Annotated in this window: 17 protein-coding genes; 13 read left to right on the top strand and 4 right to left on the bottom strand. The window is 66.5% G+C overall.

Annotated features, from left to right (window positions below):
- The 9 genes from KK7_RS21235 to KK7_RS0118685 form a co-directional block, all read left to right on the top strand.
- Positions 1-350: 4Fe-4S dicluster domain-containing protein (locus KK7_RS21235; protein ID WP_010546156.1), on the top strand; the 350-nt coding region annotated here is incomplete at its 5' end.
- Positions 325-1,926: a tetratricopeptide repeat protein gene (locus KK7_RS0118650; RefSeq protein WP_237709258.1), complete on the top strand. Its 1,602-nt coding sequence runs from the start codon at positions 325-327 to the stop codon at positions 1,924-1,926. The genes KK7_RS21235 and KK7_RS0118650, both read left to right, overlap by 26 nt.
- Positions 1,927-1,946: 20 nt before the next feature.
- A complete protein-coding gene (locus tag KK7_RS0118655) occupies positions 1,947-2,783 on the top strand; it encodes a 4-(cytidine 5'-diphospho)-2-C-methyl-D-erythritol kinase (RefSeq protein ID WP_010546158.1) in 837 nt (278 codons plus the stop codon).
- A gap of 157 nt (positions 2,784-2,940) precedes the next feature.
- Entirely contained in the window at positions 2,941-3,675 is a 735-nt protein-coding gene (locus KK7_RS0118660; protein WP_010546159.1) for an enoyl-CoA hydratase-related protein, read from the top strand.
- Positions 3,672-4,403: an N-formylglutamate amidohydrolase gene (locus tag KK7_RS0118665; protein WP_010546160.1), complete on the top strand. Its 732-nt coding sequence runs from the start codon at positions 3,672-3,674 to the stop codon at positions 4,401-4,403. Before KK7_RS0118660 ends, KK7_RS0118665 begins: the two co-directional genes overlap by 4 nt.
- A gap of 11 nt (positions 4,404-4,414) precedes the next feature.
- Positions 4,415-6,136, top strand: a complete 1,722-nt coding sequence (ilvD, locus tag KK7_RS0118670; protein WP_010546161.1) for a dihydroxy-acid dehydratase — start codon at positions 4,415-4,417, stop codon at positions 6,134-6,136.
- Between the two features lie 13 nt (positions 6,137-6,149).
- On the top strand, positions 6,150-6,455 hold the full coding sequence (locus KK7_RS0118675; protein WP_010546162.1) for a hypothetical protein: 306 nt from the start codon (positions 6,150-6,152) through the stop codon (positions 6,453-6,455).
- Positions 6,452-7,855, top strand: a complete 1,404-nt coding sequence (locus KK7_RS0118680) for a bifunctional ADP-dependent NAD(P)H-hydrate dehydratase/NAD(P)H-hydrate epimerase (protein WP_029623436.1) — start codon at positions 6,452-6,454, stop codon at positions 7,853-7,855. The genes KK7_RS0118675 and KK7_RS0118680 overlap by 4 nt, the downstream gene beginning before the upstream one ends.
- A complete protein-coding gene (locus tag KK7_RS0118685) occupies positions 7,852-9,042 on the top strand; it encodes a class I SAM-dependent RNA methyltransferase (RefSeq protein WP_010546164.1) in 1,191 nt (396 codons plus the stop codon). Before KK7_RS0118680 ends, KK7_RS0118685 begins: the two co-directional genes overlap by 4 nt.
- Here the strand turns inward: KK7_RS0118685 and truA are convergent.
- Positions 9,032-9,778: a tRNA pseudouridine(38-40) synthase TruA gene (gene truA / locus KK7_RS0118690; RefSeq protein WP_010546165.1), complete on the bottom strand. Its 747-nt coding sequence runs from the start codon at positions 9,776-9,778 to the stop codon at positions 9,032-9,034. The genes KK7_RS0118685 and truA overlap by 11 nt on opposite strands.
- A complete protein-coding gene (gene fmt, locus KK7_RS0118695) occupies positions 9,775-10,677 on the bottom strand; it encodes a methionyl-tRNA formyltransferase (protein ID WP_010546166.1) in 903 nt (300 codons plus the stop codon). The genes truA and fmt overlap by 4 nt, the downstream gene beginning before the upstream one ends.
- A 55-nt stretch (positions 10,678-10,732) precedes the next feature.
- Between fmt and recR the strand changes: the two genes are divergently transcribed.
- From recR to KK7_RS22115, 4 genes are all read left to right on the top strand, one after another.
- Complete coding sequence (recR, locus tag KK7_RS0118700; protein WP_010546167.1) at positions 10,733-11,329, top strand: recombination mediator RecR; 597 nt, start codon at positions 10,733-10,735, stop codon at positions 11,327-11,329.
- Between the two features lie 31 nt (positions 11,330-11,360).
- On the top strand, positions 11,361-11,885 hold the full coding sequence (gene def / locus KK7_RS0118705; RefSeq protein ID WP_010546168.1) for a peptide deformylase: 525 nt from the start codon (positions 11,361-11,363) through the stop codon (positions 11,883-11,885).
- A gap of 289 nt (positions 11,886-12,174) precedes the next feature.
- Complete coding sequence (locus tag KK7_RS0118710; RefSeq protein ID WP_010546169.1) at positions 12,175-13,581, top strand: DNA recombination protein RmuC; 1,407 nt, start codon at positions 12,175-12,177, stop codon at positions 13,579-13,581.
- Positions 13,582-13,676: 95 nt separating this feature from the next.
- A complete protein-coding gene (locus KK7_RS22115) occupies positions 13,677-15,761 on the top strand; it encodes an AAA-like domain-containing protein (protein ID WP_138983999.1) in 2,085 nt (694 codons plus the stop codon).
- Positions 15,762-15,770: 9 nt separating this feature from the next.
- On the opposite strand, the gene KK7_RS0118730 is transcribed toward KK7_RS22115, so the two are convergent.
- Entirely contained in the window at positions 15,771-16,274 is a 504-nt protein-coding gene (locus KK7_RS0118730) for an META domain-containing protein (RefSeq protein WP_010546171.1), read from the bottom strand.
- Positions 16,243-17,046 (bottom strand): TrmH family RNA methyltransferase, encoded by an 804-nt coding sequence (locus KK7_RS0118735; RefSeq protein ID WP_010546172.1) that lies wholly within the window; start codon positions 17,044-17,046, stop codon positions 16,243-16,245. The genes KK7_RS0118730 and KK7_RS0118735 overlap by 32 nt, the downstream gene beginning before the upstream one ends.
- Between the last annotated feature and the right edge of the window lie 159 nt (positions 17,047-17,205).

The raw sequence follows: 17,205 nt of genomic DNA on the forward strand, positions 1-17,205 counted from the left end.
ATCAGGCGCCGAGGATCGACTATCCCAAGCCCGACGGCGTGCTCACCTTCGACCGGCTCTCCTCGGTGTTCGTCTCGAACACCAATCACGAGGAGGATCAGCCGGTCCATCTGACGCTGAAGGACAAGGATATTCCCATCGGCTACAATCTGCCGATGTACGCCGAGCCCGCCCAGCGTTACTGTCCTGCGGGTGTGTATGAGGTCGTAGGGGAGGGCGATGATCTGCGGTTCCAGATCAACGCGCAGAATTGCGTGCACTGCAAGACCTGCGACATCAAGGATCCCACCCAGAACATTAACTGGGTGGTGCCGGAAGGCGGCGGTGGCCCCAATTATCCGAACATGTAGTGCCGGCCTGTCGCTGCTGCTGCTGACCCCATTGCTGGGAGTAGCGGCGGCGGCGCAGACGGTCGATCTTCGCGATTATGTCCGCGCCCGCGCCGCCGATGCGGCCGGGGCTTCTTCGGTTGCGGCCCAGGGCTATGCCCGGGCGCTGGCGGCGACGCCGGAGGATCCGGTCCTCGCGCTGCGTGCCTATCGCCAGGCCCTGATGGTCGGCGATGACGCGTTGGCTGGGCGTGCGGCTGCGGTGATGGAAAAGGCGGGTGTCGCTCCACCCGATGCCGCGCTGTTCGACATGGCGGCGCGTCTTGCCGAAGGCGATACGCCGCGTGCCGCCGACGCGGTGAAGCGGCTGAAGGGCACCCCGTTCGATTTCCTGATGCCGATCCTTACCGCCTGGCTGGCGCAGGCGGGCGGCATGGACGGGGTGGCGGTACTCGATCGCCTGGAGACGGGTGCGCTCGCCCGTCGCTATGCCGGCACCCAGCGTGCACTGATCCGGATGGCGCAGGGCAAGGACGACACCGCCATGCTCGATGCCATGACGGCGCTGGCCGGTGACGGTGATGCCGACATGCGGATCGACCTCGCCATGGCCCGCGGGCGAGCGGGGGCACCGATCCTGGGCGGCACCGACAGCGCCGAGCTGGAGGCCGTTGCCCGCGCGCTCGACGCGCCGCCGCCCGTGACGATCCGCTACGGCCTGGCGCGGCTGTTCCGCGCGCTGGCCGCCGATCTGGCGGGGGACCGCATGGCGACGCTGACCATCGTCCTCAGCCGCTGCGCGCTGATTCTCGATCCGGGCGAGGCGCGGGCACGGGTGCAGTTCGCTGACGCACTTGCCGCCGCCGGTGCCGAGGATCTGGCGTTGCAGGCGCTGGCCGCGGTTCCGAAGGACAGCCCGTTCGCGCGGCGCGCCGCGGATGCCCGAGTGAGCGTGTTGCGCGATGCGGGCAATATCGATGCGGCGCTGGCCGAAGCCAAGCTGCTGGCGGAGGACCGCCGCGCCAGCCCGTTGGAGGTCGAGCGCTATGCGCAGCTGCTCGGCGACGCCGGGCAGTACGACGCGGCGGCCAGGGTCTATGCCGATGCGTTGCGGCGTGGCGGAGAAGGCAGTGCGGACCTGCATCTCGATCGCGGGCTCGCGCTCGAGCGGGCCGGGCGCTGGGACCAGGCGCTGCCCGAGCTGCGCAAGGCCGCCGCGATCGCCCCTAACCGTGCCGAAATGCTGCGGACACTGGGTGCCGCGATGATCACCCATGGTGGCAATTCGGCGGAAGCCCTGCGGCTGCTCGAACGTGCCCGGCAGATCGCGCCCGAGGATACCGAGGTCGCCGACGCGCTGGGCTGGGCCTATGTCCGTCAAGGCGAGGTAGCGCGCGGCGCCGCGCTGCTGGAAGACGCGACCCGTGGCGATCCGGCGGGCACGCGCGCCAATGAGCATCTCGGCGATGCCTATTGGCAGCTCGGCCGCCAGTTCGAGGCCCGCTATGCCTGGCGCGCCGCCGCGATCCACGCTGCGCCCGCCGATGCCGAGCGGATCGCCCGCAAGCTGCGCGAGGGGCTGACGCGGGCGTCCTGAACGCGCTAGGGGGCTGCGCGATGCACGATCTTCGCACTGTCACCGAGCAGGCACCGGCCAAGCTCAATCTCGCGCTCCACGTTCGCCACCGTCGGCCCGATGGCTACCATGAGCTTGAGACGCTGTTCGCGTTCGTCGAGCATGGCGATACGGTGCGCGTGGTGCCGGCCGAGACCGACAGCTTCACGCTCGACGGGCCGTTCGCGCCGGTGCTCGCGGCGGAGGGCGACAATCTCGTCACGCGCGCGGCCACCCGCTTTCGCGAGGCCTTTGGCGGCGGCGCCCACAGCATCGCGCTGGAGAAGCGTCTGCCGGTCGCCTCGGGCATCGGCGGCGGTTCGGCCGATGCGGCGGCGACGCTGCGGGCGCTGGCCGCGCTGCACGGTATCGCGCCCGAGGATACCCGCCTGTTCGCGATCGCCGATGCGCTGGGTTCGGACGTGCCGGCCTGCCTGCTCGGCCGCACGGCGCTGGGCAGGGGGCGGGGTGAACAACTCGCACCCGTTGCCGGGCTCTCGGGCATGCCGGTGCTGCTGGTGAACCCCGGGGTCGCGGTGTCGACCGCCGCGGTGTTTCGCGGCTGGGACGGTGTGGACCGGGGTCCTATCGGTAGCGGCGATCTGCTCGACGTGGCGCGCGGCGGACGCAACGACCTCGAGCCGCCCGCTCGTGCGCTGGCACCGGCGATCGACGCGGTACTGGCGGCCCTGGCCGTGCAGGAGGGGGTGCTGCTCGCCCGCATGTCTGGGTCGGGCGCGACCTGCTTCGCGCTGTTCGATACCCAGACGGCGCGGGACGCTGCCGCGGCAACGCTTGCCGGCCGCGATTGGTGGCTGGCCGCGACCCGCCTGCGCTGAACCGGTAATCGAATCTTTACGGTTTCCGGCGCAGGATTGCAGCGACGGATCTGGCGCGACGCGAACGTCCGTCCTTGGCCCGCGGGTGCGCTCCTCCGGGAGTCCGCCCGCGCGCCATCGCGTGACTTGACCGCGCGGATCGGGCAGAGCCGTTTCCATGATCGAAGTTCGTTGGGATGGGCCGGTCGTCATGATCGCGCTCGCACGAGGCACGGCGTGCAACGCGGTGTCGATCGCCGGCTGGGAGCGGCTTTGCGGTGCCGCCGCCGAGGTGCAGGGCGCGCGCGTTGTGCTGCTCCGCTCGGACATGACCGACATTTTCTCGGCCGGTGCCGATATCGGCGAGTTCGCGGCGCTGCAGGCCGATCCTGCCGCGCGTACCCGCTTTCGCCTGGCGATGCGGGCGGGCATCGAGGCGCTGGCGGAACTGCCCATGCCGGTGATCGCCGCGATCGACGGCGGCTGTTTCGGTGCTGCGGTCGCGCTGGTGCTCGCAGCGGATCTGCGGATCGCCGGCGACGGCGCGCAGTTCGCGGTCACCCCGGCGCGGCTGGGGCTCGGCTATCCCCGGCAGGACGTCGCTCGGCTGGCCGCGCAGGTGGGGCGGGGTCGTGCGGGTGAACTCCTCTTCACCGGCGAGGCGATCGATGCGGACGCTGCCGCCCAGATCGGCCTGGTCGAGCGGCGCGCGCCCAATGCCGCCGCTGCTGCCGAGGCGCTGGCGGAGCGTATCTCGGCGAACGCACCGGCTGCCATCCGGCACCTGAAGCGGACGCTGCGGGGCCAGGACGACCAGCGCCTCGACGAGGCGTTCGACGCGGCCTTTGGCGGCGCGGAACTTGCCGAAGGGCTGGCCGCCTTCCACAGCCGTCGACGTCCGGTGTTCGGATGAGCGAGGCGGAGATCCTTGCCGGCGGCGATCCTGCGGTGCTTCTGCTCTGCGACCATGCCTCCAATGCGGTGCCCGCCGGCATCGATCTAGGCATCGACCCGGCACTGCTCGACCTGCACATCGCCATCGATATCGGCGCGGCGGCGGTCACCCGCGCGCTGGCGGCTAGGCTGGATGCGCCGGCGATCCTGGCCACCGTCTCGCGACTGGTGATCGACCTGCATCGGGAGCCGGACCATGTCGGCCTGATCCCCGCGACCAGCGATGGTCATCCGATCCCCGGTAATGTCGGCGTGGAACGCGGCGCGCGCATCGCCCGCTTTCATGCGCCCTATCACCGCTGCGTGCGGAACCAAGTCCGCCGCCAGCGCCCCGCGTTGATCCTGTCGATCCACAGCTTCACGCCGCAGCTCGAGGATGGCGGCACGCCGCGGCCGTGGGAGGTGGGCATTCTCTACAATCGCGATACCCGCGCCGCGCGACCTGCGGTCGACTGGTTCCGCGCCGAGGGTCTCGCGACCGGCGACAACGAACCCTATTCGGGGCGCCTTCTCAACGCGACGCTCAACCGTCATGCCGAGGCGCAGGGCATCCCCTCGATCGCGATCGAAATCCGGAATGACCTGATCCGCGATGCTGCCGGTGTGGAGCGCTGGGTGGGGCATCTGCACGACCTTACGCTTTTTCTGCGCAACACTCTTGCGCAAAAGGGTGTTCCCGCGACATAGGCTTGCGCGCCATGACCAACCGATTCGACAAATCCAAGCTCCCCAGCCGCCACGTCTCCGTGGGGCCCGAGCGCGCGCCGCACCGCAGCTATTATTACGCCATGGGGATTTCCGAGGAGGATATCGCCAAGCCGTTCGTCGCGCTCGCCAGCGCCGGCAACGACAGCGCGCCGTGCAACACCACCCTCGATTTCCAGGCAGATGCCGCGCGCCAGGGCGTGATCGCCAATGGCGGCATGCCGCGCCGGTTCAACACTATCACCGTGACCGACGGCATCGCCATGGGCCATCAGGGGATGAAGTCCTCGCTGGTCAGCCGCGAGGTGATCGCGGACTCGGTCGAGCTGAGCGTGCGCGGCCATTGCTATGACGCGCTGGTCGCCTTTGCGGGCTGCGACAAGTCGCTGCCGGGGATGATGATGGCGATGCTCCGCCTCAACATCCCGTCGATCTTCGTCTATGGCGGCTCGATCCTGCCGGGCCGCTATGAGGACCGCGACGTCACCGTGGTCGACGTCTTCGAGGCGGTGGGCAAGTTCGCCGCCGGCAACTGCCCGCTGAAGGACCTGACCGCGCTCGAGAAGGTCGCGTGCCCGGGTCACGGTGCCTGCGGCGGCCAGTTCACCGCCAACACCATGGCGTGCGTCGGCGAGGCAATGGGTTTGTCCTTGCCAAACAGCAACATGGTGCCTGCTCCGTACAAGAGCCGCGAAGAGATCGCGATCGCCGCTGGGCATCAGGTGATGAATCTGCTCGAGATGAACCTGCGCCCTCGCGACATCGCGACCCGCGCTGCCTTCATCAACGCCGCCCGCGTCGTGGCGGCGACCGGCGGCTCGACCAACGCGGCGCTGCACCTCCCTGCCATGGCCAATGAGGCGGGCATCGATTTCGACCTGCATGACGTTGCCGAGGCTTTCAAATCAACGCCTTATATCGCAGACCTCAAGCCGGGCGGCAGGTATGTCGCCAAGGATATGCACGAGGCGGGCGGCGTCTACATGCTGATGAAGACGATGCTGGCCAATGGCCTGCTCGACGGCAACTGCCTGACCGTGACCGGCAAGACGCTCGGCGAGAATATCGACGAGGTCACCTGGAATCCCGAACAGAAGGTGATCTATGACGTGAAGACGCCGCTGTCGCCCACCGGCGGCGTGGTGGGTCTTCGCGGTACGCTCGCGCCCGAGGGGGCGATCGTGAAGGTGGCCGGCATGAAGCGGCTCCAGTTCGAAGGGCCGGCCCGCGTCTTCGACTGCGAGGAGGATGCCTTCCAGGCAGTTGAGAATCGCCAGATCAACGAGGGTGAGGTGATCATCATTCGCTATGAAGGGCCGAAGGGTGGACCGGGCATGCGCGAGATGCTCTCGACCACGGCGGCGCTCTATGGCCTGGGCATGGGCGAGAAGGTGGCACTGATCACCGATGGCCGCTTTTCGGGCGCGACGCGCGGCTTCTGCATCGGCCATGTCGGTCCGGAGGCGGCCGAGGGCGGCCCGATCGGGCTGGTCGAGGACGGCGACACCATCCGCATCGATGCCGAAGCGGGCACGATCGATCTCGACGTCGCCGAAGACGTTTTGGCCGAGCGTCGGGCGCGGTGGCAGCCGCGGGTGAACGACTATCAGTCGGGTGCGCTCTATCGCTATGCGCAGAATGTCGGCCCGGCCTATCAGGGTGCGGTGACGCACCCCGGCGCCAAGGCCGAGCGCCATGTTTACGCGGACATCTAGTCTCGTCCTCGGCATGCTTCTCGCGGACTGCGGTGCCGATCCGGCATCGCAGCCCGCGCAGCAGGCGGGCGAGACGGTGGCGTGCGGGCCGGTCGGCGAGACGCTGCTGCCGGTCTGCACCGTGGAGCGGGAGGGCGGCATGTTCATCCTCCACCATCCCGACGGCGGATTCCGGCGGCTGCAGGTGCAGGGCAATGTGATCACCGCCGCCGACGGCGCCGAGGTGGCGAGCGTCACCCATCCTGCAGGGGGCACCGAAGTGACGATCGGCGGGATGCGCTATCGTCTCGGTGGGAAGGGCGCTACAACCGGACGATGATCCCGTCCGGTGCCCCGATCCTCACTGCCGACGCCATGCGAGCCGCTGAGGAGGCGGTGTTCGCCCGGGGCGTTTCTCAAGACGAATTGATGGAGCGCGCCGGCGCCGCCATCGCCCGCGAGGCGCTGCGCTTCGCGATGGGCAGGTCGGTGCTCGTGCTCGCAGGCCCCGGCAACAATGGTGGCGATGCCTATGTCGTTGCTCGATACTTGCGAGAAGCGGGTGTCGATGTGCTGGTCGCCGCCTCGGGCGCAGCCAAGCCGGGTGCGGCCGAGCGGATGCTGGCGCGCTGGCAGGGGCCGACCACCTCGCTTTACGGCGCGCCCGTGCGGCCGGTGGTAATCGACGGGCTGTTCGGCATCGGTGTCACGCGCCCGCTGGAGCGCAGCATCGCCGCGGTGTTCGCCGAACTGGTGCGCGGTGCGGACTTCACGCTCGCGATCGATCTGCCCTCGGGCATGGACACGGACAGCGGCGCCGAGCTTGGCGCACCGCGCGGGATCAGCGCCACCGTGGCGCTGGGGGCGCTCAAGCCCGCCCATCTGCTAGACGACGGACTGTCGCGCTGCGGCCATGTGTTGCTCGCCGATATCGGCATCCCGGTGGATACGGCGTGGCGCACGGTATCGCGGCCGCACCTCGCGACGCCCGGACCGCAGAGCCACAAATACAGTCGCGGGCTGGTCGCGGTGGTCGAAGGGGCCATGCCGGGGGCGGGGCGCCTCGCGGCGCGCGCGGCGATGGCGAGCGGGGCGGGCTATGTGATGCTGACGGGGCCCGAGCCGACGGGCCCGGCCCCGGATGCGCTGGTTCGCCGGACCATCGACGATGCCGACGATCTTGCCGATTTCCTGGGCAACGATCGGATCGACGCGGTGGTGCTGGGACCCGGCCTCGGCCGCGATCGGCGCGCGGAGGCATTCCTGCGCGCCGGGCTCGCCGTCGACAAGCCGCTGGTGCTGGACGGCGATGCGCTGAGCCTGCTCGGCAAGGGCGCGGCTGCGGCGCTTGCCGCGCGCGAGGCGCCGGTGTGGATCACGCCGCATGCCGGCGAGTTCGACCGGATGTTCGGCGGCTCCGGCAGCAAGATCGACCGGACGCTCGAAGCCGCTGCCGCAAGCGGTGCAACGGTGGTCCACAAGGGCGGTGATACGGTGATCGCGGGGCCGGATGGCAGCGTGCGGGTGCTGGCCGGCGCTTCGCCCTGGCTGTCGACCGCCGGCACGGGCGACGTGCTGGCCGGCGTGCTGGGCGCGCAGATCGGGCAGGGCGGCCGCGGCGTCGACCCCGCGGCGGCCGCTGTCTGGCTGCACGGCCGCGCGGCGCAGCTTGCAGGCCCGGCGTTTTTCGCCGATCAGCTCGTCGCTCAACTGCCGGAAGCCTGTTCTGAATGTCTGTGAGCGAAGTCGAAGTGGTGCGCGTCGCTGCGCGGGGCGATGGGGTGACCAGCGACGGCCGGCATTTCCCTCTCACTGCGCCGGGCGACTGGGTGGACGCGGAGGGCACGATCCGCTTCGGCCCGCACCACCAGACACCGCCCTGCCGGCATTTCCCCAGCTGCGGCGGTTGCCAGCTCCAGCATCTCGACGATGCCGCGTGGAGCCGCTTCCTCGCCGAACGGATCGGCACGGCGCTGGCCGCGCAAGGGCTGGATGCTGAGATCCGCGCGCCGCTGCTGTCGCCCCCGCATACGCGCCGCCGCGCCACGCTCCATGCCGAGCGGCGCGGCAAGCAGGTGCGGATCGGCTTTACCGAGGCGGGCAGCCACAAGCTGATCGACCTGGCCGAATGCCACGTTCTCGCACCCGAACTGTTCGCGCTGCTGGCGCCGCTGCGGCGGCTGTTCGCGACGCTGCTGCCCGACGCGCGGCGGGTGAACGTTCACCTCGCGCTGAGCGACCAGGGCCGCGACGTGCTGGTCGAGGGCATCGACCCCGAAGGACTAGCGGCCGCCGAGGCGATCACGGCGTTCGCCGAGGCCGAGCGCCTGGCACGCTTCGCGATCGACGAGGGCTTCGGCCCGACCGCGCGCTGGGAGCCGGTGCCGGTCACGATTTCGCTCGGCGGTGTCGCCGTGCCGATGCCGAGCGGGAGTTTCCTCCAGGCGACGCCGGAGGGCGAGGCGGCACTGGTGGCGGCGGTGCGCGAAATGGTCGGCGAAGCACGCACGGTCGCGGACCTCTTCGCCGGGCTCGGTACCTTCACCTTCGCGCTCGACAAGGCGCGGGTCTATGCCGGCGAGGCGGCGCGCGATGCGATCCTGTCGCTCAAGGCAGCTGCGGGCACGGCAGGGCGGCAGGTGTTCGGCGATCACCGCGACCTGTTTCGGCGGCCGGTGACCACCGCGGAGCTGGACCGGTTCGACGCCGTGGTGCTGGATCCCCCGCGGGCAGGCGCGCGCGAGCAGGTGGGCGAACTGGCCGGTTCCAGGGCACCGATCATCGCTTATGTTTCGTGCAATCCCAGCACCTTCGCGCGCGATGCGGAGGTTTTATGCAAAGGCGGCTATCGGCTCGACTGGGTCCAGCCGGTGGGGCAGTTCCGCTGGTCGACCCATGTCGAGCTGGCGGCGAAGTTCACGCGCTAGGATATTCTGCCCGAAGGAAAAAGAGGCCGTCGGGCGGCGCGTTGAGGCCCAGCGCGGTTCGGTCCTGCGCCTCCAGCGCGTCGCGCACATCCTCCGGCGCCCATTTGCCCTGACCGACCAGCGACAGGCAGCCGACCATCGAGCGCACCTGATGGTGGAGGAACGAGCGCGCCGAGGCGAACACGCTGATCCGCTCGTCTGACTCCACGACGTCGAGCCGGTCGAGCGTCCGCACCGGGCTTTCCGCCTGGCAATGGGCGGAGCGGAAGGTGGTGAAATCGTGCCGCCCTACCAGATACGCCGCCGCTGTCTGCATCGCCGCTACGTCGAGCGGCCCGGACAGACGCCAGGCAAGCCCCTTCTCCCAGGTCAGCGGCGCGCGGCGTGTTACGATCCGATATTCATAGTGGCGGCTAAGGCACGAGAAACGCGCGTGCCAATCCTCCGAAACCTGCTCGCAGGCGAGGATTGCGACCGGTGCTGGCCGCATCCGTGCATTGAGCGCTTCCATCAGCCGGAACGGCGCCATCGGCTTGGCGATGTCGACATGCGCGCGCATGCCCAGGCCATGGACGCCCGCATCGGTGCGGCCGGCGGCATGGACCACCACGTCCTCGCCGGTGACCGCATAGGCGGCGTCCTCGATCGTCTGCTGAACGCTGGGCCCGTGGTCCTGCCGCTGCCAGCCCATGAAGGGGCGGCCGTCGAACTCCACCGTAAGTGCAAAGCGCGTCAAAGTTGCGTCCCTGCCGGGATGGGGAAGCCACGTAGCAGCTCGGCAACGGTCATCACCCCGCGGCCGGCACGCTGGATCGAGGTCGGGCGGATCGCGCCCTCGCCGCAATGGATCAGCAAATCCTCGCCGACGATGCCCGCCGGGCCGCTCGCCTCGACCAGATCCGCGGCGTGGATGCGAAAGCGTTCGCCGTTCAGCTCGAAGAACGCCCCCGGCGCCGGATTGAACGCGCGCACCGCCCGCTCGACCTCCACCGCGCTGCGGGTGAAGTCCAGCCGAGCTTCGGCCTTGTCGATCTTGGCGGCATAGGTGATGCCGTCCTCGGGCTGCGGTCGCGCCGGATAGGCCTCGAAATCCGCGAGCACTTCCACCATCAGCCGCGCACCCATCACGCTCAGCTCCGCGCGTAGGTCGCCGGCGGTCTTGCGGTCGATCGGCGTGCGCCCCTCCAGCCGCACCGGCCCGGTGTCGAGCCCGACCTCCATCTGCATGATGCCGACGCCGGTCTCCGCATCGCCGGCGAGGATCGCGCGCTCGATCGGCGCCGCGCCACGCCAGCGGGGGAGCAGCGAGCCATGGACGTTGAGGCACCCCAGCCGCGGCGCGGCCAGCACCGCCTTGGGCAGGATCAGCCCATACGCCGCGACCACCGCCACATCGGCGTCGAGCGCCGCCAGCGCCGCCTGCTCCTCCGCGCCCTTGAGGCTCAAAGGCGTTCGCACCTCGATCCCCAACGCCTCGGCGCGGGCATGGACCGGGGAGGGGGTCAGCGCCTTGCCGCGCCGGCCGCCGGGGCGGGGCGGCTGGCTGTAGGCGGTGACGATTTCGTGACCTTCTTCGACAAGCGCGTCGAGTACCGGCACGGCGAAATCGGGGGTTCCCATGAAGACGATGCGCATCATGCCCCCCCTCAACCGCTTGGCAGGCGCGCATGCAAGCCCCTATGTCGTGCAGATGGCATCACCCGAAATCGAAGCGTTGACCCAGGCCCTGTCGCGGCTGCCCGGTTTCGGGCCGCGATCGGCGCGGCGGGCGGGGCTCCACCTGCTGAAGAAGCGCGAAACCACGCTCGATCCGCTGCTCGCCGCGCTCAGCGCGGTCAGCCAGAAGCTCACGACGTGCCATATCTGCGGCAATGTCGACACGCACGATCCCTGTTCGATCTGCGCCGACCCCCGCCGCGACGACCGCTCGCTGTGCGTGGTCGAGGAAGTCGCCGACCTGTGGGCGCTCGACCGCGCGCGGCTGTTTCCCGGCCGCTTCCATGTGCTGGGCGGCAAGCTCTCCGCGCTCGACGGGGTGCGGCCCGAGGATCTCCGCATCGACGCGCTGGTCCGCCGGGTGGGCGCGGGCGGCATCGACGAGGTCGTCCTCGCGATGAACGCCACGCTCGAGGGCCAGACCACCGCGCATTACGTCTCCGAGCGGCTGGAGGCCTTTCCGGTCCGCGTCACCCAGCTCGCGCATGGCCTGCCGGTGGGCGGCGAGCTCGACTATCTCGACGAGGGCACGCTGGCCCAGGCGCTGCGCGCGCGCCGCCCGGTTGCTTGACGCTGGGGGGTGCCTCTCCTAAATTTGGGCCATGGCCATCCTCCCCATCGTCGAAGTACCCGATCCGCGTCTGCGTCTCGTCTCCACTCCCGTAGAGGCGGTCGACGACGACCTGCGCACGCTGATCGGCGACATGTTCGACACGATGTACGATGCCCCCGGCATCGGCCTCGCCGCGATCCAGGTGGGCGTGGCCAAGCGGCTGATCGTGATGGACCTGCAGGAGGAAGAGGACGAGGAGGGCAAGCCGATCCGGCACCCGCGCGTCTTCATCAACCCCGAAATCCACGAGCCGGCCGAGGAGCTTTCGGTCTATACCGAGGGCTGCCTGTCGGTCCCCGACCAGTTCGCCGATGTCGAGCGCCCCGCGCGCTGCCGGGTGACCTGGCTGGACGAGAAGGGCGCGCAGCATGACGAGGTCTTCGAGGGTCTGCTCGCCACCTGCATCCAGCACGAGATGGACCATCTGGATGGCATCGTGTTCCTCGACCATCTCTCGCGGCTCAAGCGCGACATGCTGCTGAAGAAGCTCAACAAGGCGCGCAAGGCGGCCTGAGGGCGGCCGGGCTTTTTGATTTCACGCGAAGGCGCGAAGACGCGAAGATTGTCGGTCGCGCTGCCGCGCAGCGGACTTATCGTCTTCGCGATCGCGGCTGACGCGGGAGTGAAGAGCGGCTGACGCCGCCGGGTTCCCGAAATCTTCGCGTCTTCGCGCCTTCGCGTGAAACACCCTTCTTCCCCTCTTCCTCCGCGCGAACCAAAACCCGGACCAACCGACGTGCCCAAGCCTTGCGGCACCGTCCCCGGGCAGGTAAGTTCGCGTCCTGTTCCCGGGAGATTTGGTGTTGGATCCGTTCGTTGTTGCCTTTGTGATGGTTGCCCTGGTCGCGGGCGTGGTGGTCGGCTGGCTGATCGGCGCGCGCGGGACGAGCGAGGCGCGGGCCGAGAGCGCCCGGCGTGAGGCCGATTTCAAGGCCGCCATCACCGATCTCGCCATGGCCGAGGAACGCGTCGCCCAGCTCCCCCGCCTGCGCGAGGAAGCCGCGATGCTTCGCAACGAGCGCGACGCCGCGCGGATCGAGCTCGCCGAGCTCAAGGCCAAGGCCGGCTCGTTCGAGGAGCGGCTCGCCGAGTTCGTCAACGCCCGCGAGGTGATGGCCGGCCAGTTCCGCGAACTCGCCTCGACCATGCTCGGCGAGACGCAGCGCGCGTTCCTCGAACGCGCCGAGGCGCGCTTCCACCAGGCGGGCGAGAAGAACGAGGAGCGGCTGCGCACCTTGCTCCAGCCGATCGACACCACGCTCAAGCGCTATGAGGAAGGGCTGCAGCGCGTCGAGAAGGACCGCAACGACAGTTACGGCCAGCTGCGCGAGGCGATCAGCGCCGTGCAGGCCGGGCTGGGCGAGACCCGCGCGGAAACCTCCAAGCTGGTCAACGCCTTGCGCGCCGCGCCCAAGACGCGCGGCCGCTGGGGCGAGCAGCAGTTCCGCAACCTGATCGAAATCGCCGGGCTTTCCGGCCATGTCGATTTCGCCGCCGAAGTCTCGGTCACCACCGAGGACGGCATGTTGCGGCCGGACTTCATCATCCGCCTGCCGGGCGACCAGCAGCTGATCGTCGACGTGAAATGCGTGCTCGACGGCTATCTCCAGGCGGCCGAGGCGACCAGCGCCGAGGAGCGCACCGCGGCGCTGAAAGCCCATGCCAAGGCGATGAGCACCCATGCCGACGCGCTGTCGCGCAAGGCCTATTGGGCGCAGTTCGAAAAGGCGCCGGATTTCGTGATCATGTACATCCCCGGCGACAATTTCCTGTCGAGCGCGCTGGAAGTGGACATGGAGCTGTGGGAGCGCGCGGCACGCAACCGGGTGATCATCGCCGGCCCCTCGGCCTTCCTGCCGCTCGCCCGCACCGTGGCGGCGATGTGGCGCCAGCAGAAGCTGACCGAGGATGCCCGCGAAGTCGGCAAGCTGGGCAAGGAACTGTACGAGCGGCTGGCGACGGCGGCGAGCCATCTCAAGCGCGTCGGCGGCGGGCTGAACAGCGCGGTGGAGAATTACAACAAGTTCGTCGCGAGCTTCGAAGGCCGGGTGATGGTCTCCGCGCGGCGCTTCCAGGCGCTCAACGTGGATATCGGCAATAGCAATCTGGACACGATCGACAGCGTCGACGTGATCGCGCGGGCGCCGACGGCGGAATTGCCGGCGCCGGAGGGTGGCGACGAAGTGGAGGAAGCTGCTGCGGCGGAGTGAGGGGGCACAAATTGGTCGGTTCTTAGAGCCGCGACTGCCCAATAGCGGTATCGAGATTTGACGATGTTGTTTCGGGCGTTAAAAGTTACTGAGGCGTGGAATTTCTGGGGGGCGGAGTGATTAAGTCTGAAGTTCTAGAGGGGCATCTGGTTAGGTTTGAGGATGAAATGCCCATTCTCCGGCGCCTCGAAAGTGACTTTGAGGTGACTTGGGGGAGTCGAGTTTCTAGCTTCAATACCGAAACCTCCGTATACTTCCTTAAGCCACTGCCTCATATGACGCAGTCTTTTGGTTTTCAGCAGGAAGTTCTATTGGCGGTGTCGCGTTATCCGATTCCGGAAGCGCGTCTAATTCAATCGATAGAGCAAACATTCGAGCGACTGCCAGCTAAAGGTCGAATTGATCAAACAGTTGCTATAGTGATTTCAAAGGCGGAGAAAATCAATGATTGGTTGCAAGACTATCTTGCAAGAAATCCGCAAGGTAGAGCTTACATTGGTATATCTTCTGATGAATTCCAAAAATCTAATGATGCCTGGTATCTTCGAAATGCGTTGGTAAAGCAATTATTCTCAAGAGATCTTTTCGAGTATACGCTTCCTCTGAACGAGGACATGTTTTTCTTTGGCCGCCAATCCGTAGTGGCTGAACACGTTGATGCAGCGCGGAAATCTGAGAACAGAGGGTTGTTTGGCCTACGAAAAACGGGCAAAACCTCTGTTTTGTTCAAAATTAAACGGCAGTGTGAATTGGCAGGTGTTCACACAATCTATTATGACTGCAAGTTGTCTTCAATATATCGATTAAATGAAAACGATCTTATTTTGAAGATATGTCATGATGTAGAAGATGCAATCGGCCTTAAGGTTGGCGGCTGGCGTGGAAAGAAACATTCCGCAGACAAGTTTTTAAGCTTAATCAAATCAATATCTAATCAAACCAAGATATGCATTATTTTTGATGAGATTGAGTATATATCTCCAGGTAGTTTGGTTGCGAAACATTGGCATGAAGAGTTTGTGCCTTTTTGGCAGACGTTATGGTCGACGCAAAGTCAGCATCGAAAATTTTGCTTCGTCATAGCTGGAGTGAACGCCTCAATCGTTGAAACTGATCGTTTTGGAGGCGTTCAGAACCCGATGTTCGGGATTGTAAAGTCGCGCTATCTGACTGGCTTCGATAAGCCTGAGGTTTATTCTCTGCTGACTGTCCTTGGAAAGCGCATGGGCCTCAGCTTCGACGATGATGCGGTGGACGCTTTGCATGAGCGATATGGTGGTCACCCATTGCTCACCCGTCTCATATGCTCGCAGATAAATACTGAGATAAAAGTTGCTGAAAAGCAGCGACCCGCAAAGGTCGATGCAGGCTATGTGCAAAATAATATTTCGAACCGTGAGCAGGAAATTCAGTTCTACTGCGGACATATTACTTCTGAGCTAGAGGATTTTTATCCTGAAGAGTATGATATGCTTGAGATGCTTGCGGCAGGAAATGTAAAGGATTTCAACGATCTTTCGCACGACGTCGATATGATCAGGCACTTAAAATCTTACGGGCTAGTAGATTTCTCAGAAGCATATTCTCCTAAGTTTGCGATTCCAGTTATACGGGGCTACATCGCTTCTAAGTGGAAGCGGAGGAATAAACTCAAATCGGATAGATATGTTGTTCCGGTCGATCGTCGGCGCGAGTATGTTATTGGTCGATGCACATCTATTCTCAGGGATTTTCGTCTGGCTGAGCGTAGGTTTAGCAATTTGGCGATGAGTCCGCTCTATGGAGAGGCTGGGCCAGCTGAAGCAGAGTCCTTTGCTGCAAGTAACCCCGTGGTGACGCGAGATGATGCCGTAGCATTTTTGAATCAATGCAACAGGTCAATGGTTGAGCCCGTAGATGCAACCGGGCGTCGGATATCTCGTCCAAACTATTTCTTTGTGGATATCCCGGGCGCATATCCTAAGATCTGGCCAGCATTGAACAGAATTAGGGCTTATCGAAATTATTTGATGCATATCAAGTTGAATGCCTTGGCTGAGGCTCAGCTTGATGCTTTTTTAAAGGAAGATTTTGAAGGGCATGAAATCAGTTCTGTGGAAGATGGCTGGTTCCGCCTCCAAGCAGCAGTGCTGGACGGTCTAATTATTGGTATCCAAGCGGAAATGGCAAAGTACGATTAAACTCTGAGGTCACCCCGCCGCCCGCACCAGCACCAACGTCTTCCCATCCCGCCCGGTCAGCAGCAACCGGCCGCGATGGCTCTGACGGACTGCCAGGCGCTGGTCGAGCAGCGCGAGCAGCGCTTTCTCCTGCCGCATCAGCGCCGCCGAGCAGGCGCGGCGGGTGGTGATCACGCCGCCGGTGGTGAGGTAGCCGCGCTCCACCCGGTAGTTGCCGCCCAGCGCGTTGCAGCCGGTATAGCCGCTGATCCGCAGGCCCTCCAGCTTCAGCCGGGCGCGGCTGCCGGGGACGGTCGGGTGGCCGTCGACCCCGGTCACGCGCCAGTCGCCGAGCAGCAGCTGCTCCTCGGCGTCGAGCGCGGGCGTCTCGGCGCGGGGCTGCTCGCGGACCGTCGGCGGCGCGGGCGTCTGCGCGGCGACGGGAAGGGCGGCGCCGAGGCCGCACGCCAGTATGAGGGCTGCGGCGGCGCGGCGCGGGCGCTCAAGCGTTCCGGAACTGGTTGCGTACTTCATAGGCCATCACCGCCGTCGCCACTGCCGCATTGAGGCTGTCTGCCTTGCCGAGCATGGGGATCTTTACCAGCAGATCGCAGGCGGCTTCCATATGCGGCGGCATGCCCTGCGCCTCGTTGCCGGTGAGCAGGAAGGTGGGCGCGGCGTAGCGCGGGGCCTGATAGTCGTGATCCGTGTCGAGGCTGAGGCCGACGAGCTGGCCGGGGCCGGCGCGCAGCCAGGGCTCGAATTCCTCCCAGCGCGCGCGGGCGACGGGGACGGTGAACAGCGCGCCCATGCTCGCGCGCACCGCCTCGACCGAGAAGGGGTCGACGCAGTCGTCGAGCAGGATCAGCCCGCCGGCGCCCACCGCGTCGCCGGTGCGCAGGATGGTGCCGAGATTGCCGGGATCGCGCAGCCGTTCGGCGACCAGCCAGATCGGCGCGGTGCTGCGGTCGATCTGGGCGAGGTCCAGCGCGAATTCCGGGTAGACGCCGACGACCGCGCCGGGATTGTCTTTGCCCGAGAGCTTGGAGAGGATGTCGGCATTGGTCTCGATCGCCTCGCCGCCCCGGGCCTCGGTGGCGGTGACGAGGGCTACGACCAGCGGGTGGCGGGCGGTCTCGGCGGTGTAGAACAGATAATCGGGGATCCGCCCGGCCTCGCGCGCCTCGGTGAGGATGCGCAGGCCCTCGGCGAGGAACAGCCCCTCTTCGCGGCGGTGGCGCTTGTCGCGGAGATTCCGCATGCGCTTGATGAGGGGGTTGGAATAGGCGGTGATTTCGCGTGGCATCCGCGCGCTATAGGGCCGGATGGGGGCGGGGGCTAGGTTCCCGCGCTTAAGCCCCTCCTCCTTGGAGGAGGGGTTTGGGGGGTGGAGGGATTCCAGAACGTAGGTTGGTCTCTGCGAGACACTGCCCCACCCCAACCCCTCCCCTGAAGGGGAGGGGCT

Source organism: Sphingomonas elodea ATCC 31461, from assembly GCF_000226955.1.
Classification (GTDB): domain Bacteria; phylum Pseudomonadota; class Alphaproteobacteria; order Sphingomonadales; family Sphingomonadaceae; genus Sphingomonas; species Sphingomonas elodea.